General features: G+C 61.6%; 20 protein-coding genes and 1 pseudogene. 10 read left to right on the plus strand and 11 right to left on the minus strand.

Features of this window, described 5'->3' with window-relative positions:
• The first annotated feature begins 32 nt into the window (after positions 1–32).
• Positions 33–233 carry a DUF2735 domain-containing protein gene (locus F758_RS0123955; RefSeq protein ID WP_035722919.1) on the plus strand — a complete coding sequence of 67 codons (201 nt, stop codon included), beginning with the start codon at positions 33–35 and terminating at the stop codon, positions 231–233.
• A gap of 201 nt (positions 234–434) precedes the next feature.
• Positions 435–1174: pseudogene (locus F758_RS44455) on the plus strand (tyrosine-protein phosphatase).
• Between the two features lie 29 nt (positions 1175–1203).
• Here F758_RS44455 and F758_RS0123965 read toward each other — a convergent pair.
• Positions 1204–1407, minus strand: coding sequence for a hypothetical protein (locus F758_RS0123965; protein WP_024510247.1), 204 nt, complete (start codon positions 1405–1407; stop codon positions 1204–1206).
• 196 nt (positions 1408–1603) lie between these two features.
• Between F758_RS0123965 and fabG the strand changes: the two genes are divergently transcribed.
• From fabG to F758_RS0123980, 3 genes are all read left to right on the plus strand, one after another.
• Positions 1604–2284 carry a 3-oxoacyl-ACP reductase FabG gene (gene fabG / locus F758_RS0123970; protein WP_024510248.1) on the plus strand — a complete coding sequence of 227 codons (681 nt, stop codon included), beginning with the start codon at positions 1604–1606 and terminating at the stop codon, positions 2282–2284.
• Positions 2285–2359: 75 nt separating this feature from the next.
• Positions 2360–3046 (plus strand): DUF2161 domain-containing phosphodiesterase, encoded by a 687-nt coding sequence (locus F758_RS0123975; RefSeq protein ID WP_024510249.1) that lies wholly within the window; start codon positions 2360–2362, stop codon positions 3044–3046.
• A 133-nt stretch (positions 3047–3179) separates the two neighbouring features.
• Positions 3180–3488, plus strand: coding sequence for a hypothetical protein (locus F758_RS0123980; protein ID WP_024510250.1), 309 nt, complete (start codon positions 3180–3182; stop codon positions 3486–3488).
• 92 nt (positions 3489–3580) lie between these two features.
• On the opposite strand, the gene F758_RS0123985 is transcribed toward F758_RS0123980, so the two are convergent.
• From F758_RS0123985 to F758_RS0124005, 5 genes are all read right to left on the minus strand, one after another.
• Entirely contained in the window at positions 3581–4204 is a 624-nt protein-coding gene (locus F758_RS0123985; RefSeq protein ID WP_024510251.1) for a GNAT family N-acetyltransferase, read from the minus strand.
• A gap of 151 nt (positions 4205–4355) precedes the next feature.
• On the minus strand, positions 4356–4757 hold the full coding sequence (locus F758_RS0123990) for a PaaI family thioesterase (protein ID WP_024510252.1): 402 nt from the start codon (positions 4755–4757) through the stop codon (positions 4356–4358).
• Between the two features lie 189 nt (positions 4758–4946).
• A complete protein-coding gene (locus F758_RS0123995; protein ID WP_157450130.1) occupies positions 4947–5183 on the minus strand; it encodes a hypothetical protein in 237 nt (78 codons plus the stop codon).
• 65 nt (positions 5184–5248) lie between these two features.
• Positions 5249–5497 carry a transcriptional regulator gene (locus F758_RS48060; protein ID WP_084305612.1) on the minus strand — a complete coding sequence of 83 codons (249 nt, stop codon included), beginning with the start codon at positions 5495–5497 and terminating at the stop codon, positions 5249–5251.
• A 96-nt stretch (positions 5498–5593) separates the two neighbouring features.
• On the minus strand, positions 5594–5803 hold the full coding sequence (locus F758_RS0124005) for a cold-shock protein (protein WP_024510255.1): 210 nt from the start codon (positions 5801–5803) through the stop codon (positions 5594–5596).
• A gap of 127 nt (positions 5804–5930) precedes the next feature.
• Here F758_RS0124005 and F758_RS0124010 point away from each other — a divergent pair, with 127 nt between their 5' ends.
• Positions 5931–6419, plus strand: a complete 489-nt coding sequence (locus F758_RS0124010) for a phasin family protein (protein WP_051387026.1) — start codon at positions 5931–5933, stop codon at positions 6417–6419.
• A 186-nt stretch (positions 6420–6605) separates the two neighbouring features.
• Complete coding sequence (rpsU, locus tag F758_RS0124015; protein ID WP_024510257.1) at positions 6606–6893, plus strand: 30S ribosomal protein S21; 288 nt, start codon at positions 6606–6608, stop codon at positions 6891–6893.
• A gap of 817 nt (positions 6894–7710) precedes the next feature.
• Here the strand turns inward: rpsU and F758_RS0124025 are convergent.
• Positions 7711–8382 (minus strand): hypothetical protein, encoded by a 672-nt coding sequence (locus tag F758_RS0124025; RefSeq protein WP_024510259.1) that lies wholly within the window; start codon positions 8380–8382, stop codon positions 7711–7713.
• A 195-nt stretch (positions 8383–8577) separates the two neighbouring features.
• Positions 8578–9642, minus strand: coding sequence for a ketopantoate reductase family protein (locus F758_RS0124030; protein WP_024510260.1), 1065 nt, complete (start codon positions 9640–9642; stop codon positions 8578–8580).
• 232 nt (positions 9643–9874) lie between these two features.
• On the opposite strand from F758_RS0124030, the gene F758_RS0124035 reads away from it, so the two are divergent.
• The gene (locus F758_RS0124035) at positions 9875–10501 is read left to right on the plus strand and encodes a LysE family translocator (protein WP_024510261.1); all 627 of its coding nucleotides are present in this window, start codon (positions 9875–9877) and stop codon (positions 10499–10501) included.
• Between the two features lie 166 nt (positions 10502–10667).
• On the opposite strand, the gene F758_RS0124040 is transcribed toward F758_RS0124035, so the two are convergent.
• Positions 10668–11396 carry a class I SAM-dependent methyltransferase gene (locus tag F758_RS0124040; RefSeq protein ID WP_024510262.1) on the minus strand — a complete coding sequence of 243 codons (729 nt, stop codon included), beginning with the start codon at positions 11394–11396 and terminating at the stop codon, positions 10668–10670.
• A gap of 88 nt (positions 11397–11484) precedes the next feature.
• A complete protein-coding gene (locus F758_RS0124045) occupies positions 11485–12762 on the minus strand; it encodes an ArgE/DapE family deacylase (RefSeq protein ID WP_024510263.1) in 1278 nt (425 codons plus the stop codon).
• Positions 12763–12909: 147 nt separating this feature from the next.
• Here F758_RS0124045 and F758_RS48065 point away from each other — a divergent pair, with 147 nt between their 5' ends.
• Complete coding sequence (locus F758_RS48065) at positions 12910–13167, plus strand: DUF6719 family protein (RefSeq protein WP_502689176.1); 258 nt, start codon at positions 12910–12912, stop codon at positions 13165–13167.
• Positions 13168–13243: 76 nt separating this feature from the next.
• Here F758_RS48065 and F758_RS0124055 read toward each other — a convergent pair whose 3' ends face one another.
• The gene (locus F758_RS0124055) at positions 13244–13792 is read right to left on the minus strand and encodes a CreA family protein (RefSeq protein ID WP_024510265.1); all 549 of its coding nucleotides are present in this window, start codon (positions 13790–13792) and stop codon (positions 13244–13246) included.
• Positions 13793–14166: 374 nt separating this feature from the next.
• Between F758_RS0124055 and F758_RS0124060 the strand changes: the two genes are divergently transcribed.
• Positions 14167–15837 carry a L,D-transpeptidase family protein gene (locus F758_RS0124060; RefSeq protein ID WP_024510266.1) on the plus strand — a complete coding sequence of 557 codons (1671 nt, stop codon included), beginning with the start codon at positions 14167–14169 and terminating at the stop codon, positions 15835–15837.
• The last annotated feature ends 232 nt before the right edge of the window (positions 15838–16069 follow it).

Below are 16069 nucleotides of genomic sequence, written 5' to 3' on the forward strand. Positions count from 1 at the left end.
GAGGCCGTGTGCATCGGCTAAGGAGCATGCTGATGACGACCAGTCCGAGCTATGGATCTGCCAAGATCTACGAGTTTCCGGTCGGGGGCCGCGCGGCTCTCGGCGATCGCCGCCACGGCGAGACCAAATCCCCGATCGACCAGAATACGCCCCGCGTGAACGAAGTCCTCTGCAGCGGAAGCTGGTATCACGAAGAGGCGATCCGGGAAGCCCAACGGTCGCGGGAGCAGTGATGTCAGGCACACGCCCCAGCGGGCGCTGGCAGCACAATCTGCGCAGCGACAACTGAAAGAGGCCGAAACACGGATGTTTCGGCCTTTTTCATTTAGAACAGCTCACATGTAGAACAGCTCCCAAGCCGCTATAGACGCGCGCCGCCGCTTCCGGCACGATCCGCTGGCACGACCTTCCGCCGCAACCGACGGCTCTTGCTGATGCCAGACATCCCGGCCCGCCATTTTAATCTGCAAGGCGCCAGCAATTTTCGCGATCTCGGCGGCTATGCGACGCGTGACGGTCGCATCGTCCGCTGGCGCCAGATTTTCCGCTCCAATCATCTCGGCCATCTCACGGCCGCCGATATCGAGATCGTACGCGCGCTCGGCGTGAAAAGCGCGTTCGATTTTCGCGGACTGGAGGAGCGCGCGGGCGCGGCCTGCGGACTGGAAGAAATCACCGTCCATTCGTTGCCGATCGAGCCCACCGTGATGCGGCGTTGCGCGCAAAGCTCGCCGCGGGGTCCCTCTCCGCTTCGGACGCACTGGACATCATGCGCGAGTCCTACCGCAATTATGTGCGCCTCAACACCCACAGCTTCCGCGCATTGTTTGTACACCTTCTGGGCGATCATGCGCCGCTGGTGATCCATTGCACTGCCGGCAAGGACCGCACCGGCTTTGCCTGCGCGCTGGTGCTGCATGCGCTCGGCGTGCCGGATGAAGTGATCGCCGAGGATTACCTCCTCACCAATCGATTCTACCGTCGCGATCCAGCTTCTGCGACCGATCTGCCCGACGATGTCAAACAGGCCATCGGATCGGTCGATGCGTCGTTTCTTGCCGCCGGTTTTGATGCGATCCGTGCCGACTACGGCCATCTCGAAAACTATTTCGAGCAAGGCCTCGGTGTTGGCAACCGCGAGCGCGCGGCGCTCAAAGCGCGCTATCTGTCGTGAAGTGGCGGCCCAAACACGAAGCGCGGACGTTACGCCGCGGCGTCCATTCCGGCTTCCGCATCGAGGTCGGCGATCACTTCCTCGAACGCCATGATGGCCTGTTGAACCGCGGCAATCTGCATCAACTCCCAGCCACTGATCGGGCCACTGCGATTTTGCAAGGAGACAACGAGATCGCGGCGCTGCTCCTTGAGCTGGACAAGTGGCAGGCCGTGGTCATGTAGATGTGGCATGGTGAACTCCAGCCCCGATTGACGTGGATTGCAGGATAGAAGGGCGGTTCTGGTTATCCGCTTACAAAGCTCCGGATAATTTTAGGAAACGTCGCGCGAATAGCCGGTTGGGTCTGAAGAACGCTCGCGGCATTGCCAGGCATTTTCAGGTGGCGATAGTGTGCGTCTCCACTCATTGCGACCAGGAGGGGAACGGATGAACGGACAAGTACTCGTCATCACGGGCGCGCTGGGCGCGCTTGGCCGGGTCGTGAGCGAGGTCGCGCTCGCGCGCGGCGCACGGATCGCAGGCATCGATCACGCTGCCTCGCACATGCAACCCACGCCGAACAGGATCGAGCTCGGCGGCGTCGACCTCACGGATGCGGCGCAGGCCAAGAGCGCTATCGATGCAGCGGCGGCCCATTTCGGCAGGATCGACGCGCTGATCAATATCGCCGGAGGCTTTGCCTTCGAGCCGGTCGCCGATGGCGACAGCAAGACCTGGCAGCGGATGTATGCGATCAACGTGCTGACCGCGTTGAACGCCTCGCGCGCGGCACTCGGCCATATCTCCAAGTCCAACGCCGGCCGCATCGTCAATGTTGGCGCACTCGGCGCGCTGAAAGCCGACGCCGGCATGGGGCCCTACGCCGCCTCTAAAGCCGGCGTGCATCGTCTGACCGATGCTTTGGCCACCGAGTGGAAGGGCAAGCTCACGGTGAATGCCGTGCTGCCCTCGATCATCGACACCGAAGCCAATCGCGCCAGCATGCCGAACGCGGATTTTTCAACCTGGGTGCAGCCGGGTGAACTTGCCGAGGTGATCCTGTTTCTGGTGAGCGATGCGGCGAGCGCGGTGACCGGCGCGCTGATACCGGTACGTGGCCGCGTGTGAGAAATCCCATCCCTCGTGTCTCTCGCAGCCTGTTAGACTCTCGCCTGCTGAGTCGCAGCCCTCGCCGGAGCCAACTTGGAGACCGCGCTTTATCTTCCCGTCAAACGCTTTCTCGAAAAGCTCGGCTTTTCGGTCAAAGGCGAAATCGGCGGCTGCGACCTGGTGGCGCTCAAGGGCGAGGATCCACCGGTCGTGGTGATCGGCGAGTTGAAGCTGAGCTTTAATCTGGAACTCGTGCTGCAGGCGGTCGATCGCGCCGGCGCCTGCGACGAGATCTGGCTTGCCGCCAAAATGTCGGCGCGCGGCAAGGGACGCGAGAACGATGCGCGCTACCGCAATCTCTGTCGCCGCCTCGGTTTTGGCATGCTAGGCGTCACCGCGCGCGGCGATGTCGAGGTTCTGGTCAAGCCGCCGACCACGAGTCCAAGGCGAGATCCCAAGAAGCGGTCGCGGCTGGTCACCGAGCACCAACGACGCCTGGGTGACCCGGTGCTGGGCGGGTCGACACGCGCGCCAATCATGACGGCCTACCGGCAGCAAGCCCTCGCTTGCGCGTCGGCCCTTGCCGACGGGCCCCGGCGTGTGCGCGACCTCAAGCCCGAAATTCCGGATGCGCCTAAAATCCTGCTCAACAATGTCTATGGCTGGTTCGATCGCGCCGAGCGCGGCGTTTACGTGCTCACCGATGCAGGACGTGCCGCGCTAAAGCGATGGCCGCAGCCAAGTCCCGCGTCGACCACAGCAATGGAAGAGGCACCATGACGATTACCTTGCGGCGATTATTCACAGGCAATTGTGTGCGATTCCGCCAGCGCATGGCTGGATTGCCATCTCACTTTCATATTGCAATGCAACATTATGGCTTCTAGGTATCCCGGATCAACGAGAGGCCCCAATGAGCGAAGACTGGAATACCAAGTATGGACCGCGACGTGTCAGGCGCGATCCGCCCACCCTCGATGAAGCGATCTTCGCCGCAGCCGGAATCACCGAGGATCTCGAGGCGCAGGCGGAGATCGCGGCGGCCCTGATGGGGATGCCGCTCGATGTCGTACAGGCCGAAGTGAAGAAGCAGAACCGCGTTGCCGCGCGGACCGGCGGTGTCACACGGGTGATCGCGGGCGAGCAAGGCGCGCAGCGCGCCGTCGTCGTCGAGCGGCGGGTCGTCAGGCGATTGGCGACGACCAAGCGGACCGGCACTTAGCTAATATCTCCGGCCCGCGCGCGCCGATGCGGGCCCCGAATTTCCTTCGATAATTTCCTTCGATGAAGAGAGAAAGCTGAGGGGAGCGCGGCTCAAGCTGCGCGCCCTGAACTGTACATTCTGGAAAACAGCTTCCAGCAGGCGCGGTTGAGATTCATCATCGCGCGCGCAGCCACCAGCGGCGTATCGATGGCGAGCTTGGCAAGCTCAGCCTGGGGCTGCAGCGGCACGTCGATCGTGCCGGTGGACTCGCCACGCCGGAACACGAGACGTGCGCCGAATTTCGCGGCCAGCGCCCGCATCGCATGGTTCTGCGCGCCGGTCGTGATGCGCAAGCGGCGATAGCCTTTCCACTGCGCTTCCGAGATCAGCCGCTTGAACAGGATGCTGCCGACGCCCTGCCGGCGCACGCACCTTTCCACGCTGAAGGCGACTTCAGGCAGCCCGTCCTCCGACTGCTCCGGCGGATGCAATTCGGCCGCACCGCGCACGACGCCGCTTTCCATATAAGCGACGATGATGGTGCCATCATCGGCGCATTTGGCGGCGTAACGCTCAATGAAGTTGTCGTCCAAAAAGCCGTTGAAGCGATCGTGCCGGCTTTCCGCATCGAGCCTTAACAGGTGATCGCGCAACAGCGGCAATTCTTCCCGTTGGCTCAGAGTCCGCACATAGCCGAAGCCCGGCCGAGGGCGGTAGGTATCTTCGTATGGCACTTCAAACTCCTCTTGGAAAAGCCCTCGAGGAGGCGTCGAATCCCTAGTTGAGCGGGAATATTGTGCATTGCACCATGTAATTCAAGGCCGCGCCCGGCCCAATTTCGGCGATCAACAGCAACAAATCGTTAATAAATTCGGGCCGCCGTGGTCACAAGAGGACCATCTGGGTTTGGGTGACGACGGCGACCAACTTGCCCTCCTCAGTCTCCAGCCGCGTCTGCCAGACCTGGGTACGGCGGCCGCGATGCACGGGCGTTGCCGTGGCGATCACTGCGGTGCCCTCCTTGGCCGGTCCGATGAAATTCGTCTTGCTTTCGATCGTCGTGGTGCCCTTCGCCTCTTCCGGCAGGTTGATCACGGTCGCAGCCGCGCCGACGGAATCGGCGAGCGCCATGACGGCGCCGCCATGAAGGATGTGGCCGAGCGTGCAAAGCTCGGGCCGCACCAGCATCCGCGCTACGACCTTGTCCTGGCTCGCCTCGGTGAAGCTGACGCCCTTGAGTTCCGCGAAGGGCATCTTCAAGGAGTTGATTTTTTCCAGCGGCGTCATGCGTCCTCCCGTCTGCTCTGCCGGCTACGGCACGACAGCATGAACGCAGCAGGTCATTCAGGCAATGACGTCCGAGGTAATGGTTGTGATGTGCTCGCCTTATGATCTGGGACGGGCAGCCTGCCGGCTTCCGTGGTGCACGCGCTCGCAGCGCAGGTTGCCTGCGCGAACACATCGAGCCCCTTTGGCCTAGAGCATCGTAAGATGAATGATGCCGTCATGAATCTCGCCACGCGCGAATCTTTCACGAGCGGCGCGCTCAAATTCCCTCCGATGCTTGTGAAGATAACTGAGCGCCTGGTTCTGCGTCCGGAATGTCGTCTCAAGACGACACATTTGCCGAACTGTACCTATGGCCAGAACAAAGGTGATCGCTTGCCCGTCACGCGACTTGACCTCCGGCACGATCCGCACAGTTTTGGGCATGAGGCCGTCTCCTCAGTTCGTGACAGATCGTCGGCTGCAGCTTGCCGGGCAGACAATCGCTGTATTCAGCCGTATCGTACAATCCGTCTCTTGCGCTTCTTCTTTACGGCTTGTGGAAGAGCATCCGACTTTTTCACCTCGTCCGCTTCCCTCGCTTCCCGCAACGCGCGAAGACGCTGCATGTTTTGACGGACTTCGATGGCCTGCTTCTCCAGATCCGCCATCGCTCGCGCGCCTTCTTCCTGCGCCAAACGCTGCCGCTTGGCGCGCAAGAGACTTTCGGGGGAAGGTTCGACTGGTTTCTTGCCGCTCATCGCTCATCCGAATTGGAAAACAAGCAATGCCCGCTCAATCCCGGGATCGAGCGGGCAACACGGCCATTTCAGTACATCCGTGAAATGGCGTAGCGATTAAGCCAGCGACAAGTTTTCGGCGCTTACTTTACCACGCATCTTGTCGGTCTTGAGCTCGAACGAAACCTTCTGGCCTTCGGCCAGGCCGGAAAGACCCGCCCGCTCCACGGCAGAGATGTGCACGAACACATCGTTTCCACCGTCGTTGGGCTGGATAAAGCCAAAGCCCTTCTGACCATTGAACCACTTAACAGTACCTGTCGGCATTTTTCCTTCTCCAAAACGCATTCGCGTGACGCCACGCGATTTCAGATTCAACTGGTCGGATGTCTTTGGGAAGGAGCCCGCAGGCGCATTCAGAAAGGCACAGCGGCTAATCGAACCCGGACAAGCTATGCGCTTTCTCGACAAAGCACAAGTGGATCAGGCCGCGAAACTCCTGAGTTCGCAAGCCAAGGCTCAATCAACGATCAAAAAGAAAGCCCCGCGCCCCTGTTCAAGCCTCAATCCGGGTCATATCATCATGAACCTGACAGGCGGGACGACGATGACTGAACCGAAGTTGGAAGTTCCCGCCGAGCTGCGTCAGCTCGCGGAGAGGACGATCGATCAGGCCGAACAAGTGTTCGCCTTGTTGTTTGATGCGGCGCGCAGGTCGACTGCAGCGGGCACAACCTCAACAGCAGAGCTCACGAAGCAAGTGCTCGCATTCTCGGAAGAGAGCTTGAAGACCAGCTTCGAGCACGCGCGGAAGGTGGCGTCGACCGCCAGCCTTCAGGATGTTGCCACCGCTCAATCCGAGCTTGTGAAGCGCCAGATTGCCGGCGCCGAGCATCATATTCGGGAACTCGCCCGAGCAACCGGATCAAAGGACCGGACCTGACGTTTCTCTCCTAAAGGCAGCTCAAGCGCCGCCGCGTAACGGCGAGTTTACAGCGGCTCCGCATTCTCCCCGGCTGATCCGTACCGGGCTCGTGCCTTGATAAGCTTCGGTCGTCCGGATGCCGATGCATCCTCGCCCTGGCCTTCAATCGATTTGTGCGTCAACCAATCTTGAGGAGCAACACGCGTGCAGGTATTCGTCCGAGACAACAACGTCGATCAGGCACTTCGTGTCCTCAAGAAAAAAATGCAGCGCGAGGGCGTGTTCAGAGAAATGCGCCGCAAGCGCTTCTATGAGAAGCCATCGGACAAGGCTGCGAGAGAGAAGACGGAAGCTATCCGGCGGCGGCACAAGCTCGCGCGCAAGCAGGCCATTCGAGACGGACTGATCGCCGCTCCCGCCAAGAAGCGCGCCGCGAGGGGTATCGGCGGGAGAGGATCGTCCGCCAGTGTTGCCCAGCCGCGCCAAAGCTAACCGAGATCCCTCGCAAAAAGCTCAAGAAGTGCACTCGTGCCTGCAGTTTTAACGTGCGTGGCGTACCGACTGGGCGTAGGCTGTCGATATTGCCGCCCCCTCCGAGGCATCTAGCGGTGACAGAGAGTGTTGTGCTCCCGCCCTCAGAAAAGGAAAGGAGTACCTCGTGCCTGACGCGCAGCTCACAAACAAGCTTTCGCCCAGTCAAGTCGTACGTCCGCGCTGTCCGGCGTGCGAGGCGTCGATGGATGTCTTGCGTGTTGTAGCGGGGCGACCTGGGTTCGAGCACCGGACATTGAGATGCACGAAATGCGGAGTGATCTACGAAGCACAAGCTCCCGTAGATCCCATCGATTCCGACGCCGTCGGTTGGCTTCACGGTGGACTGAAGCCTCCCGAATAAGGCGGCTGGGCCTAACTTCGCTGCGGTTGGACAGGAAGAGTGATCGCGAGCCTTATCCTCCGGCAACAGCTCAGGCGTGCGCGTCTTTGCGCCGGAAGCGAACATCAGTGAGACCAGAAGCCGCGCGGCATGATTTCGGTCAGGCGATGCACCGACTCCATTTTTCGATCGAAGATCACAGGCTGGAATCGCGTTTGGCGCGCCACTCTACGCTGGAGCACGATACAGCGGCCCGCAGGCACACTTTCCCGCGCAGGCGTGCTTCGCTCTGACGACCCGGCCTTGACGCAATCCGACTTTGGCATGATGCGCAGGCCGTCGAGGTCATGCGGCCGCACTGAGAGAGCAACGTCTGCACCGGCGCACTTCCGCGAGGCGTGTAGCTCGGCGCTCATTACCCGGCACGATGGGAAATCATGACCGCCTCGCCCCGGAGAGTCCTTGTCGATTCGGGTCCAACTGCTCTCGCCGCCAAAGACACACGGCGATCCACACGCAGCCGACTGCGACCAGTAATCCATGCGCAATGCGGAGGGGCTGCGCGCCGAAGAATTGCGGAATATACAAGGCCATCCCAACGGCGAAGGGAACGCCGCTTGCCTTCGGATATCGACAGGAGTGCCAAAGCGCCGTTGCGGTCGCAATTGCGGAGGCGGCAAGGAGCAGCAGGCCGGCAAGGAACATGGCGAGACCAGGGCCGGAACGGATGACCTCGACCAGGCCTAGCGGAGAGGCAGAGCGCTGCCGCAGCGCTTCCTGCCCCAGCGCGTGAAGGCCATAGGCTTCGCCGCCGTAGAACGGAAGCGTAAAGCCTGTGCCAATTATGCTCAGGACGAGGGCGACAAAGAGCAGGCGTTCCGCGGACGTCCCGAGCAGAGAGCGTTGCAACCCGAGCAGACCCAGCGGCAACAGGGTAAACGCCACAATGGCAAGCATGTGCGCAGCTAGCCATGTCCCAGATCCAAGGGCTGCGGCGCCGAGCAGCGAACTCTCGTCGGAGAACGGGCGAAGTGCCGGGTAGATCACGAACATGATCCCGGAGATCACAAGAGCGCTGGCGCCGAAGCGGATAGGGTTCGCAAACATCAAGTCCTCTAAGGCGATTACATGAGCATGATCTCGCTGCCATGCGCCTCAAGCGTAGTGTTTCCGAGAAGGCACAGCGAAGTTGGGATGGCCCTTTCGCAAATTCGGATGGTTCATCATAGCGCCAGGCGAAACAATATGGTGCCCATCTTCATCGGCCGTGGCGCGCCCCTTCACGAACTGCGATGGCGTATCTCACAATGAACCGGATCCGCCCGGCACGATCCGCTCGTTCAGTTTCTGATCGACGGTCTCGACCGTGCGGTCGATCTCGACGTTGGGCATGCGAAGCTGATGCGAGATCAACTTCACCAGCAGGTCGACCCGCTCGATGAAGGGCGCTCCACTGGCCACCGCCCGCGCCGCCGATGAGGGTTTGAGCAGGCTTTCCGCCGCTTTGGCATATTTCTCGAAAGGAACCTGATCCTTCGCCTCCGCCCCCAAACGCCGAGCGACAGTGTCGACATGCTCGTAGATGGACTGCGAGAGCTTTAGATCGCCGTGCACGGCGTCACGGATCGACTGCGGCTCGTGCAGCGTGATACAGCGGTAATTCCCGGTGAGTAGCATCGACCATTTGGCCAGCGGGACGAACAGCGAGTCGAATACTTTGAGCTTCACCGGCACGTCCTGGCCGTCCAATGTCACTGCATCGATGTCCGCTTCCAGCTCCCGAAGCACTTTGTTGTGCTGCTCATCTGCAAATGTCGCCGCCTTGAAGTTTGTCGGCAGCCCGACATGAAGGACATTCGCCGCCTCTTCCGGCGGACGGAAGGCCTGCGGATCAGGCGAGCAGAGCGTCACCAATCCCGGCTTGAAACGTTCCCACACCTGCGCATTGGTATAGGCCTCCTCGAGATTCATGTCCGCCAATGCCGGAATCCGCTTGAGGTAGGGCAAGGGCGGCATGTTCATGATCGAAAGACAAGGCAGCCCCGCCTCGGCGATTTTGACCATCAGAACGCGAACGGTGTGATTGGCGTATTGCGGTTCCTGCATCGCAAGCGCAACCAGATCATAGCGGGAGACGTCGACGTCAGCGGGCGTCGTCGCATCCAAGTTGCCGGGCAGATCGCGTGAAAAGATGGCCCGGTGAACCGCCTCGTCGCGCAGCTTGATGCGAACTTCGGTGCCATCGCGGTTGATAAGCTCCGCCGTCTTCTTGCGGCAAACCAGGGTCACGTTGTGACCTGCCATCAAGAGCTTCGTCCCCAGCAGGGAGCCGTACGAGGCCCCAAGGATCAGAATGTTGCGCGCCATGCTCTCCCTTTCACTCCCTTCTTCTACTTCTACGCCCCCACCCAAGCGGGGCTTTCGTTGACGATCCGCGTGGCGGAAACGGACCGGGCTAGGGCTTACATTACGAAATGGGAATAGCAAGCGTCGCCCGGATGACCGCAAGCGACATCCGGATTTTCCCGGGCGAACTCCCCGGGATTATCCTACTGATCCGCATGTAGATTTCGTAGGGTGAAGCGATTATCGGTGAGCGATGCCCAGTTTCCAGATCTTGCTCCTGTTCTTGGCAGCCGCGCTGCTTGTGGCGATCACGCCGGGGCCAGGTATCTTCTACATCGTGGCGCGAACGCTGGCCGGCGGCAGAACGGAAGGGTTGGCATCGAGCGTCGGTCTGGGTCTCGGCGGCCTCGTCCACGTTCTCGGCGGCGCCGTCGGCCTATCCGCGCTCGTAATGGCAAGTGCGAAAGCCTTCACTTTGCTGAAGATCGCGGGAGCCCTGTATCTCATCTGGCTCGGGCTCAAGACGTGGCGCGGAGCGCGCCTCGCCGAACCAAATAAGGTGCAGACAACCGGGGTGCGCCGGGCCATTCGCGAAGGCATCCTCGTCGAGGCGCTGAACCCGAAGACGGCCGCATTCTTTCTCGCCTTCATCCCGCAGTTCGTCGACCCCGCCGCGAACGTCGCCACGCAGTTCATCGTCCTCGGGGTCATCTCGGTTGCGCTCAACACCAGCGTTGATTTGGTCGTGACCTATTGCGCCGCGAAAGCGCGAGCCGGGCTTACAAGGCGACCGTCGTTCATCGCCAGGACGCGACAGGCGTCGGGCGCCATCATGTGCGGACTGGGAGCTACGCTACTCTTTGCGCGTCGCGCAGGTTGATGTCCGAAAGCGGCGCCCAAACCTGCCGATCGGTGCCTGCTGGGTGAGCGACAGCGAAGCGTGGCCCGGATGAGGGCAGCACCGGGTTTTCATGCGCGAGCCATCCCGGACATCGCTGCGCTTAATCGGGCTAGTGCCGGCTTACGCCGTCTGAACAACGGCCCGCCTAGCGCTGGGCTGAAACGATCAGCATCATCGGCCGCTCCACCTCGTCAGCCAAATCGGGTTGCGCAGCGAGCTGTTCAGCTGTGGGGGCCCATTCTTCGACGTGCCTCACCAGAAATCCCGCGTCTATCAACGTGTTCAACGTCGTTCCGATCGTGCGGTGCTGCTTCAGTACGCCCTTTACAAACCAGTCCGTCCTGCGAGGTCCTTCAACGGCGTAGCGATTGACTGGCCACGTCCTGCGGCCATCGTTACCAACGGACCAGCCAGGTTGCGTTGGAGCCATATAAATCGGATGTTCTATGCTGAAAATGAAGCATGCGCCCGGAACCAGCGAGCGGTGCACGCTCCTCACCAGTCTGGCGAAATCCTCGATGTAGTGAAGAGCAAGCGAGCTGTAAGCAAAGTCAAAGCTTGCTTCGGGCAATTCGATCTTTTCGAGATCGGCGATCGCATAGCGAATATCGTCGTCGTTGGTCGACGCTTTGGCGCGGGCGATCATGTTCTCGGAAACGTCAAGCCCGAGCACACATGCTGCCCCATGTTCCCTTGCCCACCGGGCAAACCAGCCAAAGCCGCAACCCAGATCGACGACACGTTTTTCGCGGAGATCCGGCAACAGCGCGCGAATGGAGGGCCATTCCGGCGCGCCCTCGAGCCCATGAACTGAACGCGCGAGCTGGCTGTATCCGGTGAAGAACTCGGGATTGTCGTAGATATTCTGCGCCATTCTTTCGTGCGATTTTCTACGCCCTCGTCCGCCAACCTGACAAACACTTCACCCCACAATGTCATCGCGGTGACGCGCGCTCCGCGTCTTACGCCTTCTCCACCCCGCACCACTCGGCGATGAACAGCGCGGTCGCCTTGGTCGATTTGCGCAAGCTCTGCAGGTCGACATATTCGTTGAAGCCGTGCATGGCCGCGCCGGCCGCGCCGAAACACAGGCTCGGGATATTGTAGTTCAAGCCGTAGAAGCGCGTATCGGTCAGCGCGGTGAACACGAGGTCCTCGACCTCGCCCCCGTAGACCGCTGCATAGGCCTTGCCGAACGCGGCTTCGGGCTCTGCGGAGTCCTTCAGCTCATAGCCTTCGGAGAGGAAACCCGACCATTCCACATCAGGCGGATTGTTAGAGAGGAAACGGTGATCGCGCGCGGCCGCCGCAACGCAGGCGAGAATCTCGTTCTGCGCCTCTGCAATCGACCAGCCCGGCAGGACCGCAATGCGGCAGTCGACGTCGCACCAGGCCGGCACGCTGGACGCCCAGTCGCCGCCCCTGATGATGCCGGGGTTGAAATTGATCGGATGGGTGAGCGCTTTGAAATGGCGGTCGCTCTCGGCGCGCTCGTTCCATTCGGCTTCCAGCTTCTGCAACGCGCCGATCAGATGATAGGCCGCGGTAATGGCATTGGCGCCGATGCCTGCCTCGAACACATGCGCCGGATGGCCGCGCACCTTCAGGCGAAACCAGATCACGCCAACCTGCGAGCGCACCATCTTGCCGCCGGTCGGCTCGGGGATGAAGCAGGCATCCGCCCGATAGCCACGCTGCAAGGTCGAGAGCGCGCCGACGCCCGTGCTCTCTTCCTCGATCACGGATTGAAAGTGAATCCGCGCCGTCGGCTTGAAGCCCGCGGCCTTGATCGCGTCGAGCGCGTACAGCGCGCCGATCGTCCCCGACTTCATGTCGCAGGCGCCGCGCCCATACATCTTGCCGTCCCTGATCACCGGCGAAAATGGCGGCGTCTCCCACATGTCGAGCGGGCCCGCCGGCACGACATCGCAATGGCCCTGCAGGATCAGCGATTTTCCTGCGGCGGTGGCGGGCCGGTAGGTGCCGACGACGGTACGTGCCTTGGAGAAATCGTGTTCGACAGGTCCGAAGCCGCGCAGGTCCTTCAGATCGTCGAGATTGATATGCCAATCGTCGACCTCATAACCGCGTTCGCGCAGGAGATCGCCGATCATGTCCTGGCATGGGCCCTCCGCACCACGGGTCGAGGGGATCGCAACAAAATCGCGCGTCGTCGCGAGCTGTGCGTCGAAAGCCGCATCGACTGCCTCGAGGATCCTCTGTGTGGTTTCGCTGTTCATCTGCGCCCTGTTCCTATTGCCGCCGTATCAACTCACGTCCTACGGGAAGTCGGGCGGCCTTTCGCTCTCTTTCAGAATCAGAAGCCCGTCCCTACAGTCACAGCCCGCAAGCTGGACACTCGAAGCTGGATGCTTGGCCCCGTCATGATGCTGCCGTTATGCGCCCGCCTTTGCCACGTCACCGCGCTCGCTCTGGCGCTCGCCGCGCTCGCGCGACCTGCTCATGCGCAGTATGTCGGACGTGAGCAGGACATCGTCAGCTTGCGACTGGGGCAACGTGTTCTGGTCGATGACGGTACCTGCCCCGCCGGCGAGGTCAAGGAAGTCTCCGGTGCAAAAATGTCGCCGACCGGTGTTGTCCCTGCCCGCAGATGCGTGCCTCGCCTCGGACCGAAGAAGAAATAGAAGGCGAGCCGATCTGTCGGTCGCCATCTCTCGTTCGTGCCAATAACCAGCAAGGGCTGCGCCCCCACCTCACGCGTCACTGGATAAAGTCGCCGCACTTCTGCACGGTGCTGTCGGCGGCTCCCCAGGGCATGATCGGCACGGTCGAGGTCGAGTTCTTCGGCGAGCCTTCGATCAGCTTGTCGGAATAGACCATATACACCAGCACGTTGCGCTTGGCGTCGCAGCCGCGAACGATTTGCATCTTCTTGAAGAACATCGAGCGGCGCTGCCGAAACATGTCCTCGGCCTGCTCCAGCTTGTGCTTGAAGCGGATCGGACCGATCTGGCGGCAGGCCAGCGAAACATCCGAGACTTGTTCGGCGAGCCCGAGCCAACCCGTGAAGCCGCCCTTCTCCGGCACGGTGAAATGGCAGGCGACCCCCTCCACCTCCGGATCGTCGATGCCGTAGGTCGCGAGCTTGTCGTTCGGGCTCATCAGCTTGAACACCGTCGAGCGGCGAAAGATCAGGTCGGGCTCGTCGGCGGCGCGCGCTGCAGAAAACGAAAATGTGAACAGGAGCGGCAGCAGCAGGGCGAGCCTGCTCAAACCGCTGTTAAATTTGGTTACAGCTCGTGAAGTCATTGGAATCTCCGGGTCTGCCGATCTCAAGGCGCTGACGCCGTACGGCCGCGTGCCATCCGCAGGTCGAATCGAAAAACAGCACTAAATCATAGATTTGCGCACGTCATTGCGTCCGGCTTGAGAGCGCGTTTTGGACCAGCCTTAGATCGCAAACAAGGTCCGTGGCCGCGCTTTTGCCATTTAAGCGCGCCAAGTCTTGACACGAACGTCTTGCCACGAACGCCAAAGGGGTAAGCGTCAATTAACTGAATGTGAGGCTTTTTTGCTACGCTCCGCGCGCAAACTCGCGAAGATTCGAACCGTTACGCCATGAACGCGTTTTGCGTCTGCAACAACAAACCGCATAGAGCGGTCGGAGTTTGAGGGTATTGCACGTGGGCTTCCATCGGGATTTGATTGCTGATCTGGCAAGCCCGCGATTTTGGCGGGCGGCTGCGCTGGCCGCCACCGGAGCCGTCGGCACGACCTCTCACGCGGACGCTGCGGTTTATTATTGGCGCGAGTATGATCCTGGCTACTACTACCGGCCTGAGCCCGCGGTTCAGCCGCGACGACCGAGGACACCGCACCCCGTCAGGAAGGATGTTGCCGAAAAGGACGCCGCGGCCAAACCGCAAGCACCTCTGATCATCGCGGTCTCGATCAACAAGCAACAGGTGAAGATCTACGACGCGAACGGCTTCTTCGCACAGGCACCGGTATCAACGGGCATGCGGGGCCACCCAACCCCGATGGGCGTGTTCAGCGTCATCCAGAAGCACAAATGGCATCACTCCAACATCTATAGCGGCGCGCCGATGCCGTATATGCAGCGGATCACCTGGTCCGGCGTTGCTTTGCATGCCGGCGTGCTGCCGGGCTATCCGGCTTCGCATGGCTGCATCCGCATGCCCGAGGCGTTCGCGATCAAGATGTGGAATTGGACCCGGCTCGGTGCGCGCGTGTTCGTCACGCCAGGCGAGCTGGTGCCCGAGAGCTTCTCGCATCCCCTGCTCCCCAGCCTGAAAGTCCCGCTGCAATCGGCATCGTCCACGGGGACTGACAGCAGCGATCCGCTAGCCGCGAAGGCCGACAAGGGCGCGGTCGAAGGCAAGCCAACCGAGGTTGCGCTCGAGCTGCGATCCACTGTCGGTCACGGCATGAAGGTGGACACGACGCCCGGTGAAAAGACCCGCACGGCCGACGCCACCGGCGATGCGGGGACCGGCGAGGTCTCCGTTACAATGTCGGACGCATCTTTGGCGCCAAGAGGCGATGTAGTCGAACTTGCCAATGCGGCGGCGAGCTCGGAGGTCCACGCCGAGCAAGCGGACGCCGCCACGAATGCCGACAGTCATACTACCAAGCCCGAGACCGCGGGGGCCGCACGCCAGGCCGATCCCGCTGACGCGAAAGGGGAAGCCGTAAAGGCGGCAGCGCCAAAGCTGGACGACGCCAAACCCGATGCGACCAATCCGGCTACGGCTGCGCCGAGTGAGAATGGCAAGCCGGCTGCGGCCACGGACACCACGCCCGGCAGCGATGCCGGTAAGGATCAGACCCGCCCGCCCGACGCGGCAAAAGCTCCGGCCGCAAGGGTGGAGATCGCCAAGCGCGCCGGCCAGATCGCGGTGTTCGTCAGCCGCAAGGACTCCAAGCTCTATGTGCGACAGAATTTTGCGCCGCTCTTTGATGTCGCCGTGACGATCGCGCCAAGCGACCGCCCGCTCGGCACGCATGTGTTCACTGCCGTGGTCGACAAGACCGACGCCAACGTGCTGCACTGGACGGTGGTCTCGCTGCCGGTCTCCTCGCGCAGCCTCCTGCGCGAGAACGAGCGCGCGCAGACGCACCGCAAGGGCGCGCGGCCGGTTGCGGACGAGGCCAAGCCGTTGCCGATCCCGGACAGCCCGGCCGAGGCGCTGGACCGAATCGCCGTGCCCGCCGACGTGATGGCTCGCATCGCCGAGGCGCTCACGACAGGCAGTTCGATCATCGTTTCCGATCAGGGTATCAATCAGGGCGAAACCGGCGAAGGCACGGATTTCATCGTCTCCCTGCGCTAGTCCTACCGCGTCATAAGCAGATCTAGGCCCTCATCTTGAAGAGCCTGTGCAGCACGCGTCTTGAAGGATGAGGCCGGCATCCGGGCCTCATGGTTCGAGACGGCGCATTCGCGCCTCCTCACCATGAGGGTTACTGACGCAGTAAGACCCATGCTGCGGGTCCAAAGGGCCGCGCTGCGCTGGGCGGGAACCGAGAAAAGCGAAGCGCGCGGACAGCATGATTGCCAGGCCA

It is taken from the genome of Bradyrhizobium sp. ARR65 (assembly GCF_000472385.1).
Lineage (GTDB): Bacteria > Pseudomonadota > Alphaproteobacteria > Rhizobiales > Xanthobacteraceae > Bradyrhizobium.

Excerpts from the sequence above, each read along its gene's own strand:
- F758_RS0123955 (WP_035722919.1), top strand. The coding sequence starts at position 33 with ATGACGACCAGTCCGAGCTATGGATCTGCCAAGATCTACGAGTTTCCG.
- F758_RS0123965 (WP_024510247.1), bottom strand. The coding sequence starts at position 1,407 with ATGCCACATCTACATGACCACGGCCTGCCACTTGTCCAGCTCAAGGAG.
- fabG (WP_024510248.1), top strand. The coding sequence starts at position 1,604 with ATGAACGGACAAGTACTCGTCATCACGGGCGCGCTGGGCGCGCTTGGC.
- F758_RS0123980 (WP_024510250.1), top strand. The coding sequence starts at position 3,180 with ATGAGCGAAGACTGGAATACCAAGTATGGACCGCGACGTGTCAGGCGC.
- F758_RS0123990 (WP_024510252.1), bottom strand. The coding sequence starts at position 4,757 with ATGACGCCGCTGGAAAAAATCAACTCCTTGAAGATGCCCTTCGCGGAA.
- F758_RS0123995 (WP_157450130.1), bottom strand. The coding sequence starts at position 5,183 with ATGCCCAAAACTGTGCGGATCGTGCCGGAGGTCAAGTCGCGTGACGGG.
- F758_RS48060 (WP_084305612.1), bottom strand. The coding sequence starts at position 5,497 with ATGAGCGGCAAGAAACCAGTCGAACCTTCCCCCGAAAGTCTCTTGCGC.
- F758_RS0124005 (WP_024510255.1), bottom strand. The coding sequence starts at position 5,803 with ATGCCGACAGGTACTGTTAAGTGGTTCAATGGTCAGAAGGGCTTTGGC.
- F758_RS0124010 (WP_051387026.1), top strand. The coding sequence starts at position 5,931 with ATGCGCTTTCTCGACAAAGCACAAGTGGATCAGGCCGCGAAACTCCTG.
- F758_RS0124025 (WP_024510259.1), bottom strand. The coding sequence starts at position 8,382 with ATGTTTGCGAACCCTATCCGCTTCGGCGCCAGCGCTCTTGTGATCTCC.
- F758_RS0124030 (WP_024510260.1), bottom strand. The coding sequence starts at position 9,642 with ATGGCGCGCAACATTCTGATCCTTGGGGCCTCGTACGGCTCCCTGCTG.
- F758_RS0124035 (WP_024510261.1), top strand. The coding sequence starts at position 9,875 with ATGCCCAGTTTCCAGATCTTGCTCCTGTTCTTGGCAGCCGCGCTGCTT.
- F758_RS0124040 (WP_024510262.1), bottom strand. The coding sequence starts at position 11,396 with ATGGCGCAGAATATCTACGACAATCCCGAGTTCTTCACCGGATACAGC.
- F758_RS0124045 (WP_024510263.1), bottom strand. The coding sequence starts at position 12,762 with ATGAACAGCGAAACCACACAGAGGATCCTCGAGGCAGTCGATGCGGCT.
- F758_RS48065 (WP_502689176.1), top strand. The coding sequence starts at position 12,910 with ATGCTGCCGTTATGCGCCCGCCTTTGCCACGTCACCGCGCTCGCTCTG.
- F758_RS0124055 (WP_024510265.1), bottom strand. The coding sequence starts at position 13,792 with ATGACTTCACGAGCTGTAACCAAATTTAACAGCGGTTTGAGCAGGCTC.